Consider the following 17622-nt stretch of genomic DNA (forward strand, 5'->3'; position numbering starts at 1 on the left):
CCGCGACGGTGAGGGTGTCCTCGTCATCCACGGGGTGGACTACAACGGCAACGGCATCTACGACTTCGGCGCGGGTGCCAGCGAGCTCGACCCCAGCCTGCCCGCCGAGGCCACCGACCCGGCCGCCTGCGGCGTGCTCGCAGTCGTCAAGTGACCCCCGCTTTCTCCGAATCCTGACGATCCGTCACCAGCGATGGCCCGCCGGCACACGGTGGGCCATCGCCGACGTCCATCGTGATCGAACAGCAGCGTGACACAGGACCGCGGTCGATCAGTCCGGCAGCTGCCGGATCTGACCGGACCTCAGGTCGTCGTTGCGTAGCCTCCGGACCCGCTCGCAGGGCGTCCATCGAGGGTGCTTGTCGCCCCCGGGCATCGGCGCGGCAGTTGATGTTTGTGCCTTGTGGGCATACAACATGAAGCGTGACTACTCGCACGGCCACCGGTTTGACATCTACTCTGCTGCCGGCCCGATTCCGCGCGGCCCGCCTGAGTCGACAGGAGCGAGAAAGATGAGCCCTTCCATCGAGCCCGAGCCGCCTCACGCCCTCGCTGAGCTGCGCGCACTGCAAGCAGCTCCGGGTCTCGGCTGCAGATGGCAGGCAGTCGGAGCGTTGCTCAATCGAATGGCCGCCGCTGACAACGGCATCATCGAGCTCGCCAAGGCGGGTCGGCTACTGCAGCGCACCGGTGCCGAGCGGATCCTCGCCGAGGCCGCAGCCACCTCAAGCCCGATCGGGCAGCCGGAACCGGTCGGCATCACGGTGACCGGCACTGGCACCCTCAATGACCTGACGCCGGCGCTGACGGCCGAGTTTGCTCGGCACGGTCTGCTGGCGGATCTCACCATGACCGACTTCGCAAGCTACCGGCAGTCTCTGCTGGAGCCTCCGGTCCCCGCCCAGCTAACGCTGTGCGTTCTGGATTCCTCGGCGGTGACCGACCGGTTACCGTCGCCATGGCGCATTGAGGATATCGAGGCTGCGCTGGCGGCTGTTGCCACCGAGTTGACTGAGCTGGTGGCCGGCTACCTGCGACAGGCCAGTGGCGTCCTGGTGCTCAACACCCTGCCGTTGGCCCCCGAAATCAGCCGTCAGCTGATCGACCGCCGGTCGCGGACCAGGCTGGAAATCGCCTGGCGCGCGCTGGACACCGCGATCCTGCAACTGGCGCTGGAGCACGACCGGGTGGTGACCCTTGACCTGAATCCACTGGTAGCAGCGGGAGGAGCAGTTGCTGACCCCCGGATGAGCCTGTACGCGAAGATGAACCTGGGTCCGGAGTTGCTCGGCAGGTATGCGCGAGAGGTCACCCAGGTGGCCCGGGCAATGCGTGGCCGCACGAAGAAGATGCTGGTGCTGGATCTGGACGGGACGCTGTGGGACGGAATTCTCGCCGAAGACGGAGCAGTCGGCATTGCACCGGCCGGCACGTTGCGCGGCGAGGCCTTCCAGCGGTTTCAGCGCACTGTGCTTCAGCTTGGCGCTCAAGGTGTTCTGCTTGCGGTGAGCAGCAAGAACGATGGGGATGAGGTGCTCTCGGTTCTTGCCGACCATCCGGACATGACTTTGCGACCCGCTGACTTCACCGTGATCGAGGCTAGCTGGGAACCTAAACCGACCAGCCTGGAGCGGATCGCGGACAGCACCGGACTGGATCCGTCCAGCTTCGTCTTCATCGACGACTCAGCCGCCGAATGCGGTTCCGTCGCTGCGCTGCTACCCCAGGTCGCGGTAATCCAGCTCGACGACGAGCCTGCCCTGCATGTGCAACGGCTGCTAGCCGACGGTTGGTTCGACGTCGGTGAGCTCACCAGTGACGACCTCGAGCGGGCCGCCCACTATCGTCGGCAACCTGCTCGTAGCCAGTTGCGGTCAACGGCCGCCTCGATGGCGGATTACCTTCGCGAACTCGGCGTCACAGTGCGGCTGGCGCCGGTGCGTGAGCACGAGATCACTCGGGTGGCGCAACTGACCCAGCGCACGAACCAGTTCAACCTCACCACCGAACGGCTACAGCCAGCAGATGTCCAGGGGCGGTTAGCAGATTCGTGTTCCCTGGTACTGGGGATACATTCGGCTGACCGGTTCGGCAGCGATGGCTTGGTAGGTGCGGTGTTCGCCAGACGTTGCGGCGATGAGCTGGTGGTGGACAACCTGATATTGAGCTGCCGGGTGTTCGAGCGCGGCATTGAGCAAGCCACGATGTCGTGCCTGCTCAGCTACAGCAAGCAGCTAGAGGTGACGGCAGTTCGGGGGCGCTATCGGCCAAGCGCGAAGAACGGTCGCGTAGCTGGGTTGTACCCCTCTCAGGGATTCATGCCTTGCGGTGATGACGGCAAGACCTGGTTTTTCCTGCATGACCTTGCGGTCATCACATCACCACCGCAGCATATTGATGTTCACTTCGAGCCGGAGGGTTTGCTGTGCGGCTGACCGAGCAGGATTTCCTGGAAATTATCAACGACGAGTTAGGTTTGCCATTGCACGCCCGCGACCTCGACGACGACCTGGACTCCGTGGTCAGCTGGGACTCGATGCTCGTGATGACCTTGCTGACCAGCGTCGAGCGGCGCACTGGGCGCCAGGTGCAGGTCGGGCGCCTGATGGCGGTCCGAACTCTGCGGGAGATCTACCAAGGGTTAGCCGAATGAGCCTCAGGCGATTGTATCGGCGAGCACTTGCAGGATGCCGGATCAGCTGATCACGTTCGGGCCTGCGGGCTACGAGGCGTACGCGCGTCTGCGATACATCCCAGATCCCACCTCTCCAGGCCAGGACGAGACCGATGTAGCTGTTCCCGCCGGCCACCCCTTATGGGCAGCGCAGGCGCGCCGTGCCTTGAACGTCCTTGCTGATGTCACTGACACACCTAACGAGTGCTTCTTCTGCATCTGAGAAGGCACTCCAGGGGACGTGCTGTCGGCGACCGAGCTCCAGGGACCACGAGTAACGCTTCCGCACCGCCGATACGTCCTGTTCGCCGGACGGTTGAAGGACTTCATCGAGGTCGGCGATGGGCCGTTTGACGGCGACTGCGGCCCGGTGCCGGCCTTCGTGTGGCCGGCTGATCGTCGTTGGTGTTTCACGAGTGACTCTATCCGCACTGGGCGGGAATAGCGGCTGACCGCGTGGCCATCGAGAGACTGCGGCACACTTCCGGCCTCGACATCGTCGAAGCTATGCCCCATGAGCGTCCCCCGGCTTACCTTCGGTGATCCGGTAGCAGGTCAACAAACCAAGCCAAGGGCGGAAGGAGCGCCGGCGCCGCGATCGCTGACCTACGCAACGCCTGCAGCTCTACCCACACCGACGTTCGCGAGCTTCCCGATGGCGGCGATGAAGGCCTCCAACCGGAAGGAGCGGAAAAGCGCGCCGCACCGTTTGTGGGTTACGGTCAGGTCCTCCATCAAATCGAACTGACCGAGGACGATGAACATCCGTACCGAACCCGCTTTCGGGCGCCGGCGCCGGCGCCGCGTCGCCGTGGCGTGCGCCGTTGCCCTCGCCATGCTCTCGACCGCCTGCGACCGGGCACGAGAGGACTCCTCGCCGGCCGCAGGTGGCGTCACCTCTCCCACGAAGACGCCGACGGCCAGCGTCACGAAGACGCCGACGGCCAGCGCCACGGCGACCCCGACACCCACAGCGTCGCCCACCTCGACGCAATCGCCGACGCCGAAGCCCGCCGCCGACCCGCCGGTGTCCTTGCCGCCGGCGGACACCACGGACTTCACCCGGCTGGACCGGCTGACTGGCCGGATGAGCCCGAAGTCGGTGGTCGCGGGCCCCGGCGGCATCATCACCGCACAGAACATGATGTACACGCACACGATCTCGGTGTTCGACCCGAGCGGGAAGTTGATCAAGACAATCCCGGACTCGGTCGAGCTGGCGGACTTCGGGATCAAGGGCCACCCGGGCACCTCGCAAGGCGCCCCGGTCGAGGCGGCGTTCACGCACGATGGCAAGTACGTCTACGTGTCGAACTACTCCATGTACGGCCAGAACTTCGGGCCAGAGGGCAGTGACTCGTGCACGCCCGCGTCGCAGCCGGACAAGAGCTTCCTGTATCGCATCGACACCGCGACGCTGAAGATCGACCAGGTGATCCCCGTGGGATCCGTCCCCAAGTACGTCGCGGTCACTCCGGACGACAAGAGCGTCCTGGTGACCAACTGGTGTTCGTGGGACCTGTCGGTGGTCGACGTCGCCAGCGCCAAGGTCCGCAAGACGATTCCGCTGAACGGCAGCTACCCGCGCGGGATCGCCGTGGCACCCGACAGCCGAACGGCGTTCGTCGCGATGATGGGCAGCGCGCGGGTCGACAAGGTCGACCTGTCCGCCGGCAAGGTCTCGGGGTTCGCCGAGCCCGGGAGCGGCCCGCGTCACCTGGTGATCTCACCGGACGGCAAGTACCTCTACTCCACCAACAACGGCTCGGGCACGGTCAGCAAGATCGACGCGTCCAGCGGCCGGGTGATCGCGTCGGTGTTCACGGGCAGCCACCCCAGGTCGATGGCGATCTCGTCCGACGGCAAGGCCGTGTACGTCGTGAACTACGAGTCGTCGACGGTCAGCAAGCTGCGCACGTCCGACATGAAGGAGATCGCGGAAGAGCCCACCGATCACCACCCGATCGGCATCACCTACGAACCGAAGAACGGAACCGTGTGGGTCGCCTGCTACGCCGGCAGCATCATCGTGTTCGACGACAGCAAGGCCAGCTAGCCCAACCAGCTGGAACCGCTGCGGCGCCGCTGCCCACTCGCGCACAGCGGGCCCGGAACGGCAGGGACGAGACAACGAAGTGGACTCGTTCTGCGCATAGGTTGGTAGCCATGGACGTCGTGGGTTTGGGCTGGGCTGGAACGCGCACTGATCGCGCGACCGAGTTGGCACGCTTCTACCAGGACGTGCTGGGCCTGCACTGTGTGCATACCGAGCCGGACTTCTGGGTGTTCGAACTGCCTGACGGGCGCCATGTGGAGGTCTTCGGCACCAACTATCCCGGCAAATCGCATTTCGACAGCGGCCCCGTCATCGGCTTTGCGGTGGTTGATCTGGCGCAGGCCGTGCAGCAGTTGCGGGACGCGGGGGTGGAACTGCTCGGCGAGCCAGGTCCGACATGGCAGCACTTCCGGGGCCCGGACGGCAACGTGTACGAGGTCGTCTCCGCGTGAGCGCCGGGAGATCGCGGCTGAGCACGGCGGCGGTAATCACTGTATGACGGAGGCCGCGCGTGCTGAGGTGACGGCGGACGGCCGCTACATCGTCGTGAAGGGTCGGCGATGGCGGGCCAGCGACCCGGCCATTCCGGAGTCGCTTCGCCAGGAGCTGGTAGCCGAGCTGATGGCCGCGCGCCGAGACGTCCGCACCGACCCAGAGACCGCGCGTCCGCGGGTCCAGGACGCCAAGGTGGCGCTGGGAGAGCGGGGAGATCCGTGGTGGGACCCCACACCTGAGGGTCAACGGGTGCGGTTGGCCGCGGCGATGCGCGCGCTGCTGCGGCATCGAAGCCCTGAGGCGACGATCTGTCCGAGCGACGCGGCTCGGATCGTAGGCGGGACGTCGTGGCGGGATCTGATGGACATGGCGCGCGACGTCGCCAAGGGTCTGGCCGGCGATGAGGTCCTCGTGGTCCGCCAGCGCGGGATAGACATCAACCTGGCCACGGCGGTCGGCCCGGTGCGACTTGCTCGTGGCCGCCGATGGTGACACCGCCAGGGTCTTCGGCTGCGCACGCCTGCGCGCCGACGCTCCTTGGCACGGTCGCGGTTGACCTGCACCGCCCTGGTCATTACCCTCCTTAGGGTTGCCTAACAAGGAGATGGTGTGGCGAATCGCGCGCGGGGTCGGGTGGCGACCCCCACGGCTGGTCCGCACCCCGCTCGGAGCGCCTCATGGTGATCTGCCAGTGCAACCGGGTCACCAAGCGTGAGATCGAAAGCGTGGTGCACGCGGGCGCCCGCACCCCCGACCAGGTGACCTACGAAACGGGCGCCGGCAGCGTGTGCGGCAGTTGCCTGCCGGCACTGCAAGCCGTCTGCCAACGCGTGACCGCGGAGGCGTGTGACGTCTGCGTAGGCCAGGTCCTGGTCAGCTAGGCTCGCTTCGCAACCTCCTCGGGCGAAGGGAACGGTTCATGCGCGGCCAGGCCGGAATCATCGACGTGTTGAACCAGGTGCTCACCAACGAGCTGACCGCCGTCAACCAGTACTACCTGCACGCTGCCATGCAGAAGAACTGGGGTTACACCAAGCTCGCCGCGTACACCCGCGCCGAGTCGATCGACGAGATGAAGCACGCCGACCTCCTGATCGACCGCATCCTCTTCCTTGAGGGCTACCCGAACCTGCAGCGCCTGCACCCGCTGAGCATCGGCGAGCAGGTCCGCGAGCAGTTCCAAGCCGACATGGCGGTCGAGGTGCGCGCGCTCGAGACGCTGCGCGGCGGCATGGAACTCTGCGCCACCTCCGGCGACACCGTCACCCGGCTGCTCCTGGAAGAGATCACCCGCAGCGAAGAGGAGCACATCGACTACCTCGAGACCCAGCTGGCGCTGATGGACAGCCTGGGCGACCAGCTCTACCTGTCGCAGCAGGTCTAGGCGCAACGAGTACTGGGTCTCGGTCTCATACGTCGGTTCCCAGACCTCCCGCAGCAGCTCGCGCTGGGTGACGAGACTCCCGACGTTGCGGGCCAGCACTTCCAGCAGGTGCCACTCGGTGGGGGTCAGGCGGACCCCGGCCCCGCCACGGGTGACGGCGGTGGCTGTCAGGGGGCTGGGAGCAGCCTTCAGCTGTCGCGGCAGGTCCAGGCGTACCGAGCGGTCAGCCGCTCAGCCTGGGAGCGGGTGGCCCAATTCCGGGACGGCGAGCTGCCCTGGAAGGCGTCACGGTGGCATTCTCACCAATTCGGTCCTGCGCGCTAAAGCGAACAGGAGTAATGCGCGGCGTATTTATGCGCAGCATATAAAAGGCGACGTGGCGAAAATGCCGCTGCTGCAAAGATTGGCTGCGTGCCCGCATATATAAGAATGGAACCGGGTCGGTCGTCGCAGGGGTCACCTCTGGTGGTCGTCATGCTCAATCCGGCGGTGGGAGTTCACTCGATGGACGTTGCGCACACAGCATGGCTACACCGGTTGCAGCAGTCACTGCACTACCCAGTGCACTGCCTGATGGATTGTGCGCCAGGGCACCCGGGCACCTGTGCGGCTGACGACGCTCCGATGCGTCAGGGGCGCTCGAGGGAGCCGGTTCGCCGCCCGCATCTGTGAGCGTTTGTGCTTACAGAGCAAGCTAATCATCGAGGCCAAGCTTGCCAGCCGGCCTCCCGAACGGGGGGTTCGTCGCGCTTCGCACGGGTGGACAGGCAGCGCTGGCTGGGCGGACCGGCCGGCGTCGTCAGGCTCACTCACCGGGTGTCATGCCCGTCAAACCTTCACCGAAACGCTTTACCGCGTCCCATTCCGAGAAGCCAACCGGGCTTAGTCGGACAATAAGCACGCAGTCATTTGACAACGCTGGAAAATTCTGCCGAGTGCCTATCCAATCAGTCCGAGAGTGGGTTAGCCTGTTGCGCGCCGGACGTACCAGCTTCGTCTTTTAATTACCCGGCGCTTCCCAGAATCGGAGAATGCTTCGTGAGTGAGCAGGCAGCGGCAACCAGTCGTCGTATCGGGCGCATGCATCAGAACAAGCTGACCGAGAAGTACCTGGCGCATTTTCAGGCCAGCGGGGTCAAAGCGAGCGAGTTCCACGCCGCCGTGCAGCCGGTGACCGTGGGCACCAACATGGACGGCCGCTGCCTGACCAGGCCCGGGTTTCTCGAACGCGAGCAGGTCCAGCAACTCGAAGCCGACCTCGAGACCCTGTACCGGTGCCTGACCAGCCTGCCCGACCGGCTCTTCGGCGGTGACCTGGCCAAGTTCGTGGTCGCCACCGGGGTGCCCCAGCAGCAGGTGGACGCGATCGTCCGGGGCCGCGGCAACACCCCCAGCAGGCTGTCGCGCGCTGACCTCTACCACGACGACACCGGCTTCCGGGTGCTCGAGTACAACATGAGCGCCTCCCTCGGCGGCCTCGACGCCGGCGGGCTGAGCCGGGCGATGATGGCGCAGCCGGTCATGGCCGAGTTCGCCGCCGAGCAAAACGTGGGCTTCATCGACAGCATGGTCGAGGCGGCCGAGACGCTGAAGCTGGAGTGCGGCGTCCAGCCGGGCAACCGCCCGTCCGTGGCGTTCTGCGACTGGCCGGGCAGCTACCCGGACCTGGAACCGCAGCTGATCAAGAACACCGCCAACATCAGCAAGCTCGGCATGGACGCCTTTCCCTGCCACCTCGGGCACATGCGGATCGACGATGACTCCAACGTCTGGGTCGGTGACCGGCACGTCGACGTCATCTATCGCAGCTTCCTGATCGAGGACCTGCTCGACCCCACGGGACCGGCGCTGATCGAGCCGGTGCTCAGGGCTGCCGAGCGCGGCAAGGTGAAGATCTTCTCGCCGATGGACGCCGAGCTCTACGGCAGCAAGGGCGCGCTGGCGCTGCTGTCCGACGAGGCCAACCGCGGTGTCTTCAACGAGCAGGAACTGGAGTGCCTGGACCGGATCCTGCCCTGGACCCGGATGGTTCGCCCGGGTCCGGTGACGGTGACCGGTCGCACCGTGCTGCTCGAGGAGTACGCCATCGCCGAGCGCGAGGAGCTGATCCTCAAGCCGGTGATGCTGCACGGCGGCGCCGGCGTGGTGCCCGGGTGGCAGACCGAGCCGGATGAGTGGGCGGCCCAGCTCAAGGAGGCCATGCACGGGGAATTCGTGCTGCAGCGGCGGATCCACCCGCACACCGAGATGTTCCCCTCCGACGAGGGACTGAGCGAGTGGCTGCTGGTGTGGGGCGCCTTCCTCGGCGCCCGTGGCTACTCCGGGATGTTCCTGCGGGGCGGCCCGGCCGAAGCGCAGAACGCGGTGGTGAACACGCTCAACGGCGCGACCGGCTCCTGCTGCTTCCACGAGCTCTCCTGAGCCCGGGGCCCAGGCTGTCGGATTGCTCGACCGATCGGTTGCTCAGCCGCGAAACCGTAGGCGGCTGAGCAACCGGGGGGTGAGCAACCCGTCGGCCAGGCCGAAACTCACCAGGTCGTCGAAGGCCCGCTGGTCCTCGCGCCCCGCGCGCAGCCCGGCGTCGATCAGCGCTGTCCAACCTCCGAGCCGAGCCAGCGCCGAGGTGTGCCGCAGGTGCCGGCCCAACCGCCGGTGGGTGGCCGCCCGGTAGAGCCGGCCGGCGTCACCGCCGCTGGTCAGGGCCTGGGCCGCGGCCCGTCCGGCCAGCGCGCCGGACAGCACCGCGTAGAAGATTCCCTCGCCGGTGAAGGGATTGATCATCGACTGGGCGTCCCCGGCCAGCAGCACCGGTCCGTCCGGGATGGGTGGCCGCCCGGATGACAGCGGCAACCGGTGGGCCCGCAGGCCGGACGGCGGTTGAAGGCCCGGCAGCAGCTCGTGCAGCCGGGTGAGCAGATCGGACCGGCTCAGCGGCCGGCGGCCGAGCAGCTCGCCGTAGCCGACGTTTGCCTGCCCGTCGCCGATCGGAAAGCTCCAGGCGTAGGCAGGCCAGTGCTGATCGGTCATCGTGATGAACTGGCAGCCGGCGAGCTCCGGCAGTTCCGGGGCGTACCCCCGGATCGCCAGCGCCACCCGGCCCGGTCGCGGCCGGGCGCTGCCCCGGCGCACCACGGACTCCGCACCGTCGGCGCCGATCACCACCCGGGCCCGCAACGAGTCCAGGCGCACCCCGTCAGCCGCCACGTCGACCGCGCGAACCGGATGCCGGCGAACCTCGATCCCGCGGCGGCGCACCTCCTGCACCAGCCGCGCGTCGAAGATCTGCCGAGGCGCCACGTGCACCTGGTGGCGCATGCGCCGGCGCACCCGCACCCCGGTCGGCGAGCGCAGCGCCAGCTCATCGACCGTGACGGCGCCGGCGAAGACCCGCTCGACGTCGAACTCCAGCTCCGACAGCACTTCGGTGACCTCGTGGGCGATGCCGTCCCCGCACGGCTTGTCGCGTGGAAAGTCAGCACGATCGACCACCAGCACCGACAGCCCCGGTCCGGCCTGGGCGAGCGCCGCGGCGGCCGCGCAGCCAGCGGGCCCGGCCCCCACCACGATCACGTCGTAGTCCTGCTGACGCGCCGGCCGGCTCATCCTGCTCACCTCAGGCGCCCGGCGTCGTGCGCCCGGATGCACGCGGGTCGTGATCACCGCCGGTTCCCGGACCCGGCGAGGCGTAGTGCCCGGCCAGCCGGGTGAAGCCCTCCTCCAGGCTGACCCGGGGACGCCACCGCAGGGCCTGCCGGGTCCGGCGCTGGTCGAACCAGTGCGCGGTCGTCAGTTGCTCGGCCAGGAACCGGTTCAGCGGCGGAGTCTCGCGGCGGCCGGTGACGGCCCAGCCGGCCTCGATCACCGCGCCGAGAAGGTGGGCCACCGCAAACGGCACCCGGCCCCGCGGCCCGGGCACCCCGGCGGCACGGCAGACCCGCCGCAGGATCTCCGCCACCGGTCGCGGCTCGCCGTTGGACACCACCAACGCCTCGCCGTGCACCTCACCGCAGACTCCCACCGCGGCCAGCAACGCGTCCACGGCGTTGTCGACATAGGTCGTGTCGATCAGCGCCGCCCCCGATCCGATCAGCGGCAGCCGCCCGGCCCTGGCCCGCTCCACGATGGGGCCCACCAGTTGGGTGTCACCAGGGCCCCAGACCAGGTGCGGACGGATCGCCAACACCGCCAGCTCGGCAGAATCTGCTTGCAAAGCAAGGGTCTCGGCCATCGCCTTGGATCGCGCGTAGTGCCCTCTGGCTCGTTGCGGATCGGCCGCGCCGGCCCCGGCGCCGACCAGCGAGCGCCCGGCATGAGCCACCGCGGGGGTCGACACGTGCACCAGCCTCGGCACCCGGTGGTGCCGGCAGGCTGCGATCACCGCGCTGGTGCCGCCGACATTGACGCGCTCGTACTCCGCCCACGGCCCGACCACATCCACCTTGGCCGCCAGGTGCAGCACCGCGTCCTGACCCTCGGCCGCGTGCCGCACCGCCGCCGGGTCGCTGACATCGGCCAGCACCTCCCGGCATCCCAGGCCGCTCGGGCGGCGTTGCAGCACGGTCAGCTCAGCGCCGTCGGCCAGCAACGCCAGCGCCGTCGTCCTGCCGAGCAGGCCGCTAGCCCCGGTCAGCAGCACCCTCACGTCCGGCCTGCCAGCGCTTTCCCGGCCCACGCCGCCAGCGCCGCGCGATCCACCTTGGACGCATGCCGGATGTCGACCGGCAGCTCGCCGATCAGCAGCACCGCCGCGACCGGGACGTCGACCGCGGCCCTAACGGCATCGGCCAGGTCCAGGCCGGCCACCGGAGCCCGCCGGCCCAACCCGCTCAGGCCCAACCCGCGCTGGCCCAACCCGCGCCGGCCTGGCACGCGCGGACCCACTCCGCGCCGGCCCGGCACGCGCGGACCCACTCCGTGCCGGCCGTGCCCAGGCCTGTCCGGCACGACAACGGCCACCAGCTGCTGGGTTCCGGCCGGGCCGATACCGACGACCGCGGCGGCCGCGACCCCGGACACTTCTGCGATCCGCTGTTCGAGCCCGACCGGAGTCAGCAAGCCCTCAGCGGTGGTGATCAGGTGCTGAAGGCGGCCCTGCACCCACAGCCGGCCGGCGTCGTCGAGCCGCCCGGCGTCGCCGGTGCGGTGCCAGCCGGCGTCGCGTGAACTCGCCCGTTCGGTGGCCCACAGCGCGTCATAGCGGTGCTTGGCGTGGGCTGCTCGGACACAGATCTCGCCGACCACCTCCGGCTCGGCGCTCAGCTTGCCGAGATCCTGTCCGCACGCGTCCAGAGCACTGATCTCGATCTCGACGCCGGGGACCGCGCGCCCGACGCAGACACCGTCGCCGGGGCCAGCCTGCTCCAGCTCGGGCAGCGACACGTCGGTGACCGGCAGCACCTCGGTCATGCCGTACGGGGTGTGGGCCTGGGCTGCCGGCAGCAGCGCGCTCAGCTGCCGCAGCAGCTCCAGCGGCACCGGGGCGCCGGCTGACATCAGCAGCCGGACCCGGGCCAGCGCCGCCCGCTGCTCGGGATCCAGGGCAGCGGCGGTGGCTGCCACCGTGCGCAACGCCGCCGGCGAGGCGAACACCACGCTGGCGTCGATCGCCAGCACCGCGTCGGCCAGGGCGGCGGCGGTCAGCGTCGCGGGCCTGGTGACGTCGGTGGCCGGCACCGCCGAACCGACCCCCAGCGCCGGGCCCAGCAACGCGAACGGAGCGAACCCGGCGACGATCCGGTCGTGCTCGGTGAGCCGGTAGGTGCGGCGCACCACGCTCAGCTGCGCCCGGACCTGGTGGTGCAGGTACAGCACGCCCTTGGCGGGGCCGGTCGCTCCGGAGGTGAACACCACGGCCGCTTCAGCGTCCTCGGCCACCGCGGGCAGCGACGGCAGCTGGGCCACCGACGGCGGCTCGGTCAGTGACCTCAACCCGGCAGGCAGGCCGGGGCCGCCAGGCAGGATGGCCAGGTTCGAGGCCATCCGCAGGACGCGGCGTTGCGCGGCCGAGGCCGGCCCGACCAGCCAGCGCGTGCCGGGCAGCCGCATCGCGGCCGCGGCGGCCAGCCCCTGAGCGGTGCCGACCACATGGTCCAGGTTCGCGCTGCGCAGCGCGCGGCCCATCCCCCGCAGGCCGAGGCCCTTGTCAGCCACCACGACCACCGCGCCGGCCCGCCATCCGGCGTACACGGCCACGGTCAGCTCGATCGACGGTGGGACCAGCAGCGCCAGGCGCTGGCCCGGCCGCACGCCGCCGGCGACCAGGCCCGCCGCGGCCCGGCGGACCCGCTGGTCCAGCTCCGCCCAGCTGATGCTCGCACCGCCGACCTCGGCGATCGCCGTCTCGTGCGGGGTGCTGGCGGCCCGATCGGTAAGCCCCTGCCAGACCGGATCGGACGCGGGCGGCGTCGGCCGGGCAGCCACCGCGCTCGCGGCGGCCGGGGGCTGCTCACCGACCGCGGCCGCGGTGCGCCTGCCGACGTCCAGCTCGCGCAGCCAGTCCGCGACATCCTGGGCGTAGCGAGGAGCGTCCTCGGGCAGCAGGTGAGAGGCGCCGGCGTAGCGGTGCAGGTCGGCGCGGGGCAGCCGGCCCAGCAGGTCACGCAGGTACTGCTCGCCGAACACCGGATCGCGCGGTCCCCACAGCAGCAACGCGGGCACGTCCCACCCGGTGATGCCGGCGGTGATGGCCTCCAGCGCCGGGTGGCTGGGGTCCTGGACGCGGAACGGGATGTCGGCGACGAACTCCCCGATCGCGCGACGCCGGCCGGCGCCGCGGTACGGGGCGGCGAACGCGGCCCGGATCTCGCGGTCCAGCGGCGGCCAGGACAGGGCGGTGGCGCCGCGCAGGAACACCGGCGTCCGGACGCACAGCAGGTCGCGCAGCGCGGCCAGGTGCGCCAGCCGGATCAGTGCCGGCGGCCGGGAGTCCTCGGGCTGGTGCACCGCGGTGTTCGTCAGCACGAGGGCCTGGACCTGGTCGCGATGCTCCAGCGCCCAGCCGAGTGAGATGATGCCGCCCCAGTCATGGGCCAGCGTCACCACCGGGCCGGTGACACCCATCGCCGCTGTCAGCTCACCCAGCTGGCGGACCCGATCGGCCAGCGTGCTGGCGGTGGCCGGGTGTTCGGAGTAGCCCATGCCCAGCTGGTCGGGAGCGATGACCCGCCAGCCGCGCGGCGCGGCGGCCAGCATCCGCCGCCACAGGTAGGACCAGGTCGGGTTGCCGTGCAGGCAGAGCAGGGTCGGGCGGTGCGGTGAGGGTTCTGATCCGGGGTCGGAGTCCAGGACGTGCCAGCGCCGCCGGCCGTCGGCGCCCTGCACCTCGACGGTCCGCGACCAGGCCGGGTCCAGGCCGGGCAGGCTCGGCAGCCGCGTCGAGTCGCTGCCTGGCATCACCGCGGCGCCCGCGTTCTCGTCGCGCCGATCACCATTCCAGCTCGAGGCAGCACGCGTTCAGGCCCGAGCCGACCCCCATCAGCAGCACCTTCGCCCCCCGCGCGAGCGAATCGACCTGGGCGGCCAGGGTGAAAGGCACCGATGCGGGTCCGATGTTGCCGCGAGTGGGGAACGTCCGGGGCACCCGAGCCGGATCGATGCCCAGTGCCGCGCAGATCGCGTCGGTGTGCACCTGCGAGACCTGGTGGATGATGTAGCGGTCAGCGCCGCGTGCCCAGTCGAAGCCCTGCTGGGCGTCCCTCCAGAGCCCGGTGCACAGCTCGAGGCCGTGCTTGAGCAGGTTCTTGCTGTCGGTGCGCATCAGCTCGACGTCCCCGACGCAGAGCTCGTGATGCGACGTCGATGACCGGGTGGCGCCACCGACCAGCCGGTGCCCGTGCGGGTTGCGGTCAGTCCGGCCGAGCAGCATCGCGACCGCGCCCGAGCCAAGGGTGAGCGTGGCGAACTCGGCGATCACATCCTTCGATGTCGACACCTCCTCAGCCAGCCTGCGCAGCGCCGCCTGGTGGGCCGGACGGGCATCCTCACCGTTGACGACCAGCGCGTACTCGATCTGACCGGCGTCGATCATCGCCGCGGCCAGCTGCATGCCGTTGAGGAACCCCAGGCAGGCATTGGTGACATCGAAGCTCTGACACGAACTCGGCAACCCGATGGCGTCGTGGACCGAGGCGGCGGTCGCAGGCTCCAGGTGGGCCCGGCTGACCGAGGTGTTGACCAGCAGGCCGATGTCGTCGACGCTGACGCCCGACTCGGCGATGACCTTGCCGCCGGCCATCGCCGCGCCGTCGGCGAAAGTGGTGCCTTCGGCCCACCACCGGCGCGCTCGGATGCCGGCCAGCCGCTCGAGCAGCCCGGGCCGCAAACCGACCCGCTGGTAGGTCTTGCTCAGCTGGGCGTCTATCTCGGCCGAGGTCACCACGACCGGCGCGTCGATCGAAGCGACCGTCAACACGCTCGTGTTGCGAAACCGAAACTCTGAATTACCCGGCATGTCCAACCTTCACGCAAAGCGACACCGGGGTGCTGCTCCCGCGTCGGGGGTCCCCGCTGCGGCGTCTTCGCAGCCAACCTTTCCCCCTCAGTGTGCCATTGCCGGGTGTGGCCGGCCTGCCGGGTGCTATGCCGGCGGTGTGAGGACGCGGTGCTCCACCCGGTCGGCCAGCCGTCGCAGGGTCTGGCGATTGCGCTGCCGCAGCATCAGCCTGAGCAGCGGATTGTCCAGCCATTGCCCGGGCCCGGCGCTGGGAGCCTCCCGGATCGTCACCTCGGTCAGCAGCGGCGAGCGCGCCTCGAGCACGACCTCGACGGTCGCCTCGCCGAGCGGCCAGCCACGGGCCCGCAACAGCAGCCGGCGATCCGGCTCGCACGCCAACGACTCGGTGTAGTCAGACACCTCGAAGGGCCACACCCCGACCTTGTGATAGATCTTGCTGCCCACCTCGGGCCAGCTGGCGTCGACGTCCCTGATGTGGGCCGCGCCGACCACCCAGCCGACGTAGGCCCAGCCGTCGGCCAGCTCGGCGAAGACGCGTTCGGCGCTGGCGCGCATTCCAGCATGCACCTCGGTCATCCGCTTCTGCTTGCCAGGCATGGCTTCCCCTCGATAGGGCGCGTCCGGGACACGCGGTCGGCTGTGCTGAGACGGTTAGACCGTATCGCAGCCGCCGTGGTGGGCGAGGCGATGCCGGCCCCGGACGGCGGGCGGGCCAGGTGGGTGGCGCATTGCCGCGCCGACACCCCGGCCCGGTAGTTGCAGCGGGTTCGCCGAACCGCTTACTTTGAAGTGCGGACCTATGAGAAACCTGAACGTGGTTGAACCACCAGCCGCCCGCGGTGAGCCGCACCGTCCGGCCCCCGGTGAGCCCGCGCGAGCCGGCAGCCGCCGATAGCCAACTGGCCGCGCCGCCCTACCGGTCCTCCTGCCGGGCCCGGGCCGGCGCGAAGCCGGAGAACCGGAGCACCACGATGACCTCCAAGACGACCTCCAAGGCCGATCGAGCGCCCGACGAGCTGTCTGACCTCAGTGACACCTCCTGGAAGGGCGTGCTCAAGCGCTCGGTCAAGGAGTTCAAGAACGACAACCTGTCCGACTGGGCCGCGGCGCTGACCTACCGCGGCGTCCTGACGCTGGCGCCAGGGCTGCTGGTGATGGTCTCGATGCTGGGGCTGCTCGGCGAGTCCACCACCGACAAGCTGGTGGAGAACGTCGGGTCGCTCACTCCCGGCGGGGTGCGCTCGGTGTTCGAGCAGATCCTGGAAAGCGTCCAGTCGCGCAACAGCGCCGGGCTGGCCGCGCTGTTCGGCCTGGCACTCGCGTGGTGGTCGGCCTCCAGCTATATCGCCGCGTTCATGCGGGCCTCGAACGCCATCTATGAGATGGGCGAGGGCCGCCCGATCTGGAAGACGGTGCCGCTGCGGCTGGCGATCACCCTGGCGATGGCAGTGCTGGGCGTGCTGGCCGCCGTGATCGTGGTGTTCAGCGGGCCGCTGGCCGAACGGGTCGGTCAGGCGCTTGGCGTCGGTGACACCGGGCTGCTGATCTGGAGCATCGCGAAGTGGCCGGTGCTGATCGTCATCGTCAGCGTGATGCTGGCGGTGCTCTACTACGCCGCGCCCAACGTCAAGCAGCCCGGGATCCAGTGGGTGAGTCCCGGCGGCGTGCTGGCCGTCCTGATCTGGATCGTCGCCTCGGCCGGGTTCGCGTTCTACGTCTCGAACTTCGGCTCCTACAACAAGACCTACGGCTCGCTCGCCAGCGTGATCATCTTCCTGATCTGGCTGTGGATCACCAATATCGCGATCCTGCTCGGCGCGGAGTTCAACGCCGAGTTGCAGCACGCGCGCGCCATCGAGGCCGGTCAGCCGCCTGACGAGACCCCGTTCGCCGAGCCGCGCGACACCCGCAAGCTGACCCCGGACAAGCAGAAACAGGCCACCGGGCTCGAGAACAAGAACTAGTCGCCGACCACTTCCGCGCCGTCCACCTCGACGGTGAGCCTGCCGGTCTGGATGTCATAGACGCAGCCGATCACCGCCAGCTCGGCGGGCAGGAAGGGTGAGCTGCGGATCTTGAGCACGTCGCCGGCCAGCGTGGCTCGCTGATCGATGATGGTGCCGAAGTCCAGGCTGCGGGTGTCCACGCCGGAACCGGCCAGGATGTCGGCATGCACCTGCTCGTCGGTGACCTTGGCCATCCGGCAGTCGGTGTGCGCGACCACCATCACCCGGTCGACCGCGAGCAGGTGCACCGCCAGCACCAGGGTGCGCAGCACGTCCTCGGTCACCCGGGCGCCGGCGTTGCGCAGGATCTTGGCATCGCCCTTGTCCAGCCCCAGCATGGCCAGCGGCTCGATCCGGGAGTCCATGCAGGTCACCACGCCCAGCCCTCGGGCCGCCCGACCCTCAAGGTGCGGGTCGCGGTACCTGGCGACGTAGTCCTGGTTGGCGCTGAGCACATCTGAGAACGCCTCGATCATGGCTCCATTTGAACAGAGGCGCGATCGCGAGTATGCGGCGGGCGTGCTCTGTCCGCGCGTGCCGACGCTCACTGGTCCG

At 69.2% G+C, this 17622-nt stretch carries 16 protein-coding genes; 9 read left to right on the plus strand and 7 right to left on the minus strand.

Going from position 1 to position 17622, the window contains the following annotated elements; translation table 11 throughout:
* The first annotated feature begins 512 nt into the window (after positions 1–512).
* Both VF557_01775 and VF557_01780 read left to right on the plus strand, forming a co-directional pair.
* Positions 513–2435: an HAD-IIIC family phosphatase gene (locus VF557_01775; protein HEX8078918.1), complete on the plus strand. Its 1923-nt coding sequence runs from the start codon at positions 513–515 to the stop codon at positions 2433–2435.
* Positions 2426–2653 carry a phosphopantetheine-binding protein gene (locus VF557_01780; protein HEX8078919.1) on the plus strand — a complete coding sequence of 76 codons (228 nt, stop codon included), beginning with the start codon at positions 2426–2428 and terminating at the stop codon, positions 2651–2653. The genes VF557_01775 and VF557_01780 overlap by 10 nt, the downstream gene beginning before the upstream one ends.
* A gap of 627 nt (positions 2654–3280) precedes the next feature.
* Here the strand turns inward: VF557_01780 and VF557_01785 are convergent.
* Positions 3281–3826, minus strand: a complete 546-nt coding sequence (locus VF557_01785) for a hypothetical protein (GenBank protein ID HEX8078920.1) — start codon at positions 3824–3826, stop codon at positions 3281–3283.
* On the opposite strand from VF557_01785, the gene VF557_01790 reads away from it, so the two are divergent.
* From VF557_01790 to VF557_01815, 6 genes are all read left to right on the plus strand, one after another.
* On the plus strand, positions 3816–4730 hold the full coding sequence (locus VF557_01790; GenBank protein HEX8078921.1) for a beta-propeller fold lactonase family protein: 915 nt from the start codon (positions 3816–3818) through the stop codon (positions 4728–4730). The two genes, VF557_01785 and VF557_01790, sit on opposite strands and share 11 nt — an antisense overlap.
* 110 nt (positions 4731–4840) lie before the next feature.
* On the plus strand, positions 4841–5182 hold the full coding sequence (locus tag VF557_01795) for a VOC family protein (protein ID HEX8078922.1): 342 nt from the start codon (positions 4841–4843) through the stop codon (positions 5180–5182).
* Positions 5183–5225: 43 nt separating this feature from the next.
* Positions 5226–5717 carry a DUF3253 domain-containing protein gene (locus VF557_01800; GenBank protein ID HEX8078923.1) on the plus strand — a complete coding sequence of 164 codons (492 nt, stop codon included), beginning with the start codon at positions 5226–5228 and terminating at the stop codon, positions 5715–5717.
* A gap of 185 nt (positions 5718–5902) precedes the next feature.
* Positions 5903–6106 carry a (2Fe-2S)-binding protein gene (locus VF557_01805; GenBank protein ID HEX8078924.1) on the plus strand — a complete coding sequence of 68 codons (204 nt, stop codon included), beginning with the start codon at positions 5903–5905 and terminating at the stop codon, positions 6104–6106.
* A 38-nt stretch (positions 6107–6144) separates the two neighbouring features.
* Positions 6145–6609, plus strand: coding sequence for a bacterioferritin (bfr, locus tag VF557_01810; GenBank protein HEX8078925.1), 465 nt, complete (start codon positions 6145–6147; stop codon positions 6607–6609).
* A 1080-nt stretch (positions 6610–7689) separates the two neighbouring features.
* Positions 7690–9030: a hypothetical protein gene (locus VF557_01815; GenBank protein HEX8078926.1), complete on the plus strand. Its 1341-nt coding sequence runs from the start codon at positions 7690–7692 to the stop codon at positions 9028–9030.
* A gap of 42 nt (positions 9031–9072) precedes the next feature.
* Here the strand turns inward: VF557_01815 and VF557_01820 are convergent, their stop codons facing one another.
* The 5 genes from VF557_01820 to VF557_01840 form a co-directional block, all read right to left on the minus strand.
* A complete protein-coding gene (locus VF557_01820; protein ID HEX8078927.1) occupies positions 9073–10212 on the minus strand; it encodes a geranylgeranyl reductase family protein in 1140 nt (379 codons plus the stop codon).
* Between the two features lie 10 nt (positions 10213–10222).
* The gene (locus VF557_01825; GenBank protein HEX8078928.1) at positions 10223–11251 is read right to left on the minus strand and encodes an NAD-dependent epimerase/dehydratase family protein; all 1029 of its coding nucleotides are present in this window, start codon (positions 11249–11251) and stop codon (positions 10223–10225) included.
* Positions 11248–14001 (minus strand): alpha/beta fold hydrolase, encoded by a 2754-nt coding sequence (locus VF557_01830; GenBank protein HEX8078929.1) that lies wholly within the window; start codon positions 13999–14001, stop codon positions 11248–11250. The genes VF557_01825 and VF557_01830 overlap by 4 nt, the downstream gene beginning before the upstream one ends.
* 31 nt (positions 14002–14032) lie before the next feature.
* On the minus strand, positions 14033–15058 hold the full coding sequence (locus tag VF557_01835; protein HEX8078930.1) for a 3-oxoacyl-ACP synthase III: 1026 nt from the start codon (positions 15056–15058) through the stop codon (positions 14033–14035).
* 126 nt (positions 15059–15184) lie between these two features.
* Positions 15185–15658 (minus strand): SRPBCC family protein, encoded by a 474-nt coding sequence (locus VF557_01840; GenBank protein ID HEX8078931.1) that lies wholly within the window; start codon positions 15656–15658, stop codon positions 15185–15187.
* Positions 15659–15900: 242 nt separating this feature from the next.
* Between VF557_01840 and VF557_01845 the strand changes: the two genes are divergently transcribed.
* A complete protein-coding gene (locus VF557_01845; GenBank protein ID HEX8078932.1) occupies positions 15901–17025 on the plus strand; it encodes a YihY/virulence factor BrkB family protein in 1125 nt (374 codons plus the stop codon).
* On the opposite strand, the gene VF557_01850 is transcribed toward VF557_01845, so the two are convergent.
* Positions 17022–17543 carry a carbonic anhydrase gene (locus tag VF557_01850; protein ID HEX8078933.1) on the minus strand — a complete coding sequence of 174 codons (522 nt, stop codon included), beginning with the start codon at positions 17541–17543 and terminating at the stop codon, positions 17022–17024. The genes VF557_01845 and VF557_01850 overlap by 4 nt on opposite strands.
* Between the last annotated feature and the right edge of the window lie 79 nt (positions 17544–17622).

The organism is Jatrophihabitans sp. (genome assembly GCA_036389035.1).
Lineage (GTDB): Bacteria > Actinomycetota > Actinomycetes > Mycobacteriales > Jatrophihabitantaceae > Jatrophihabitans_A.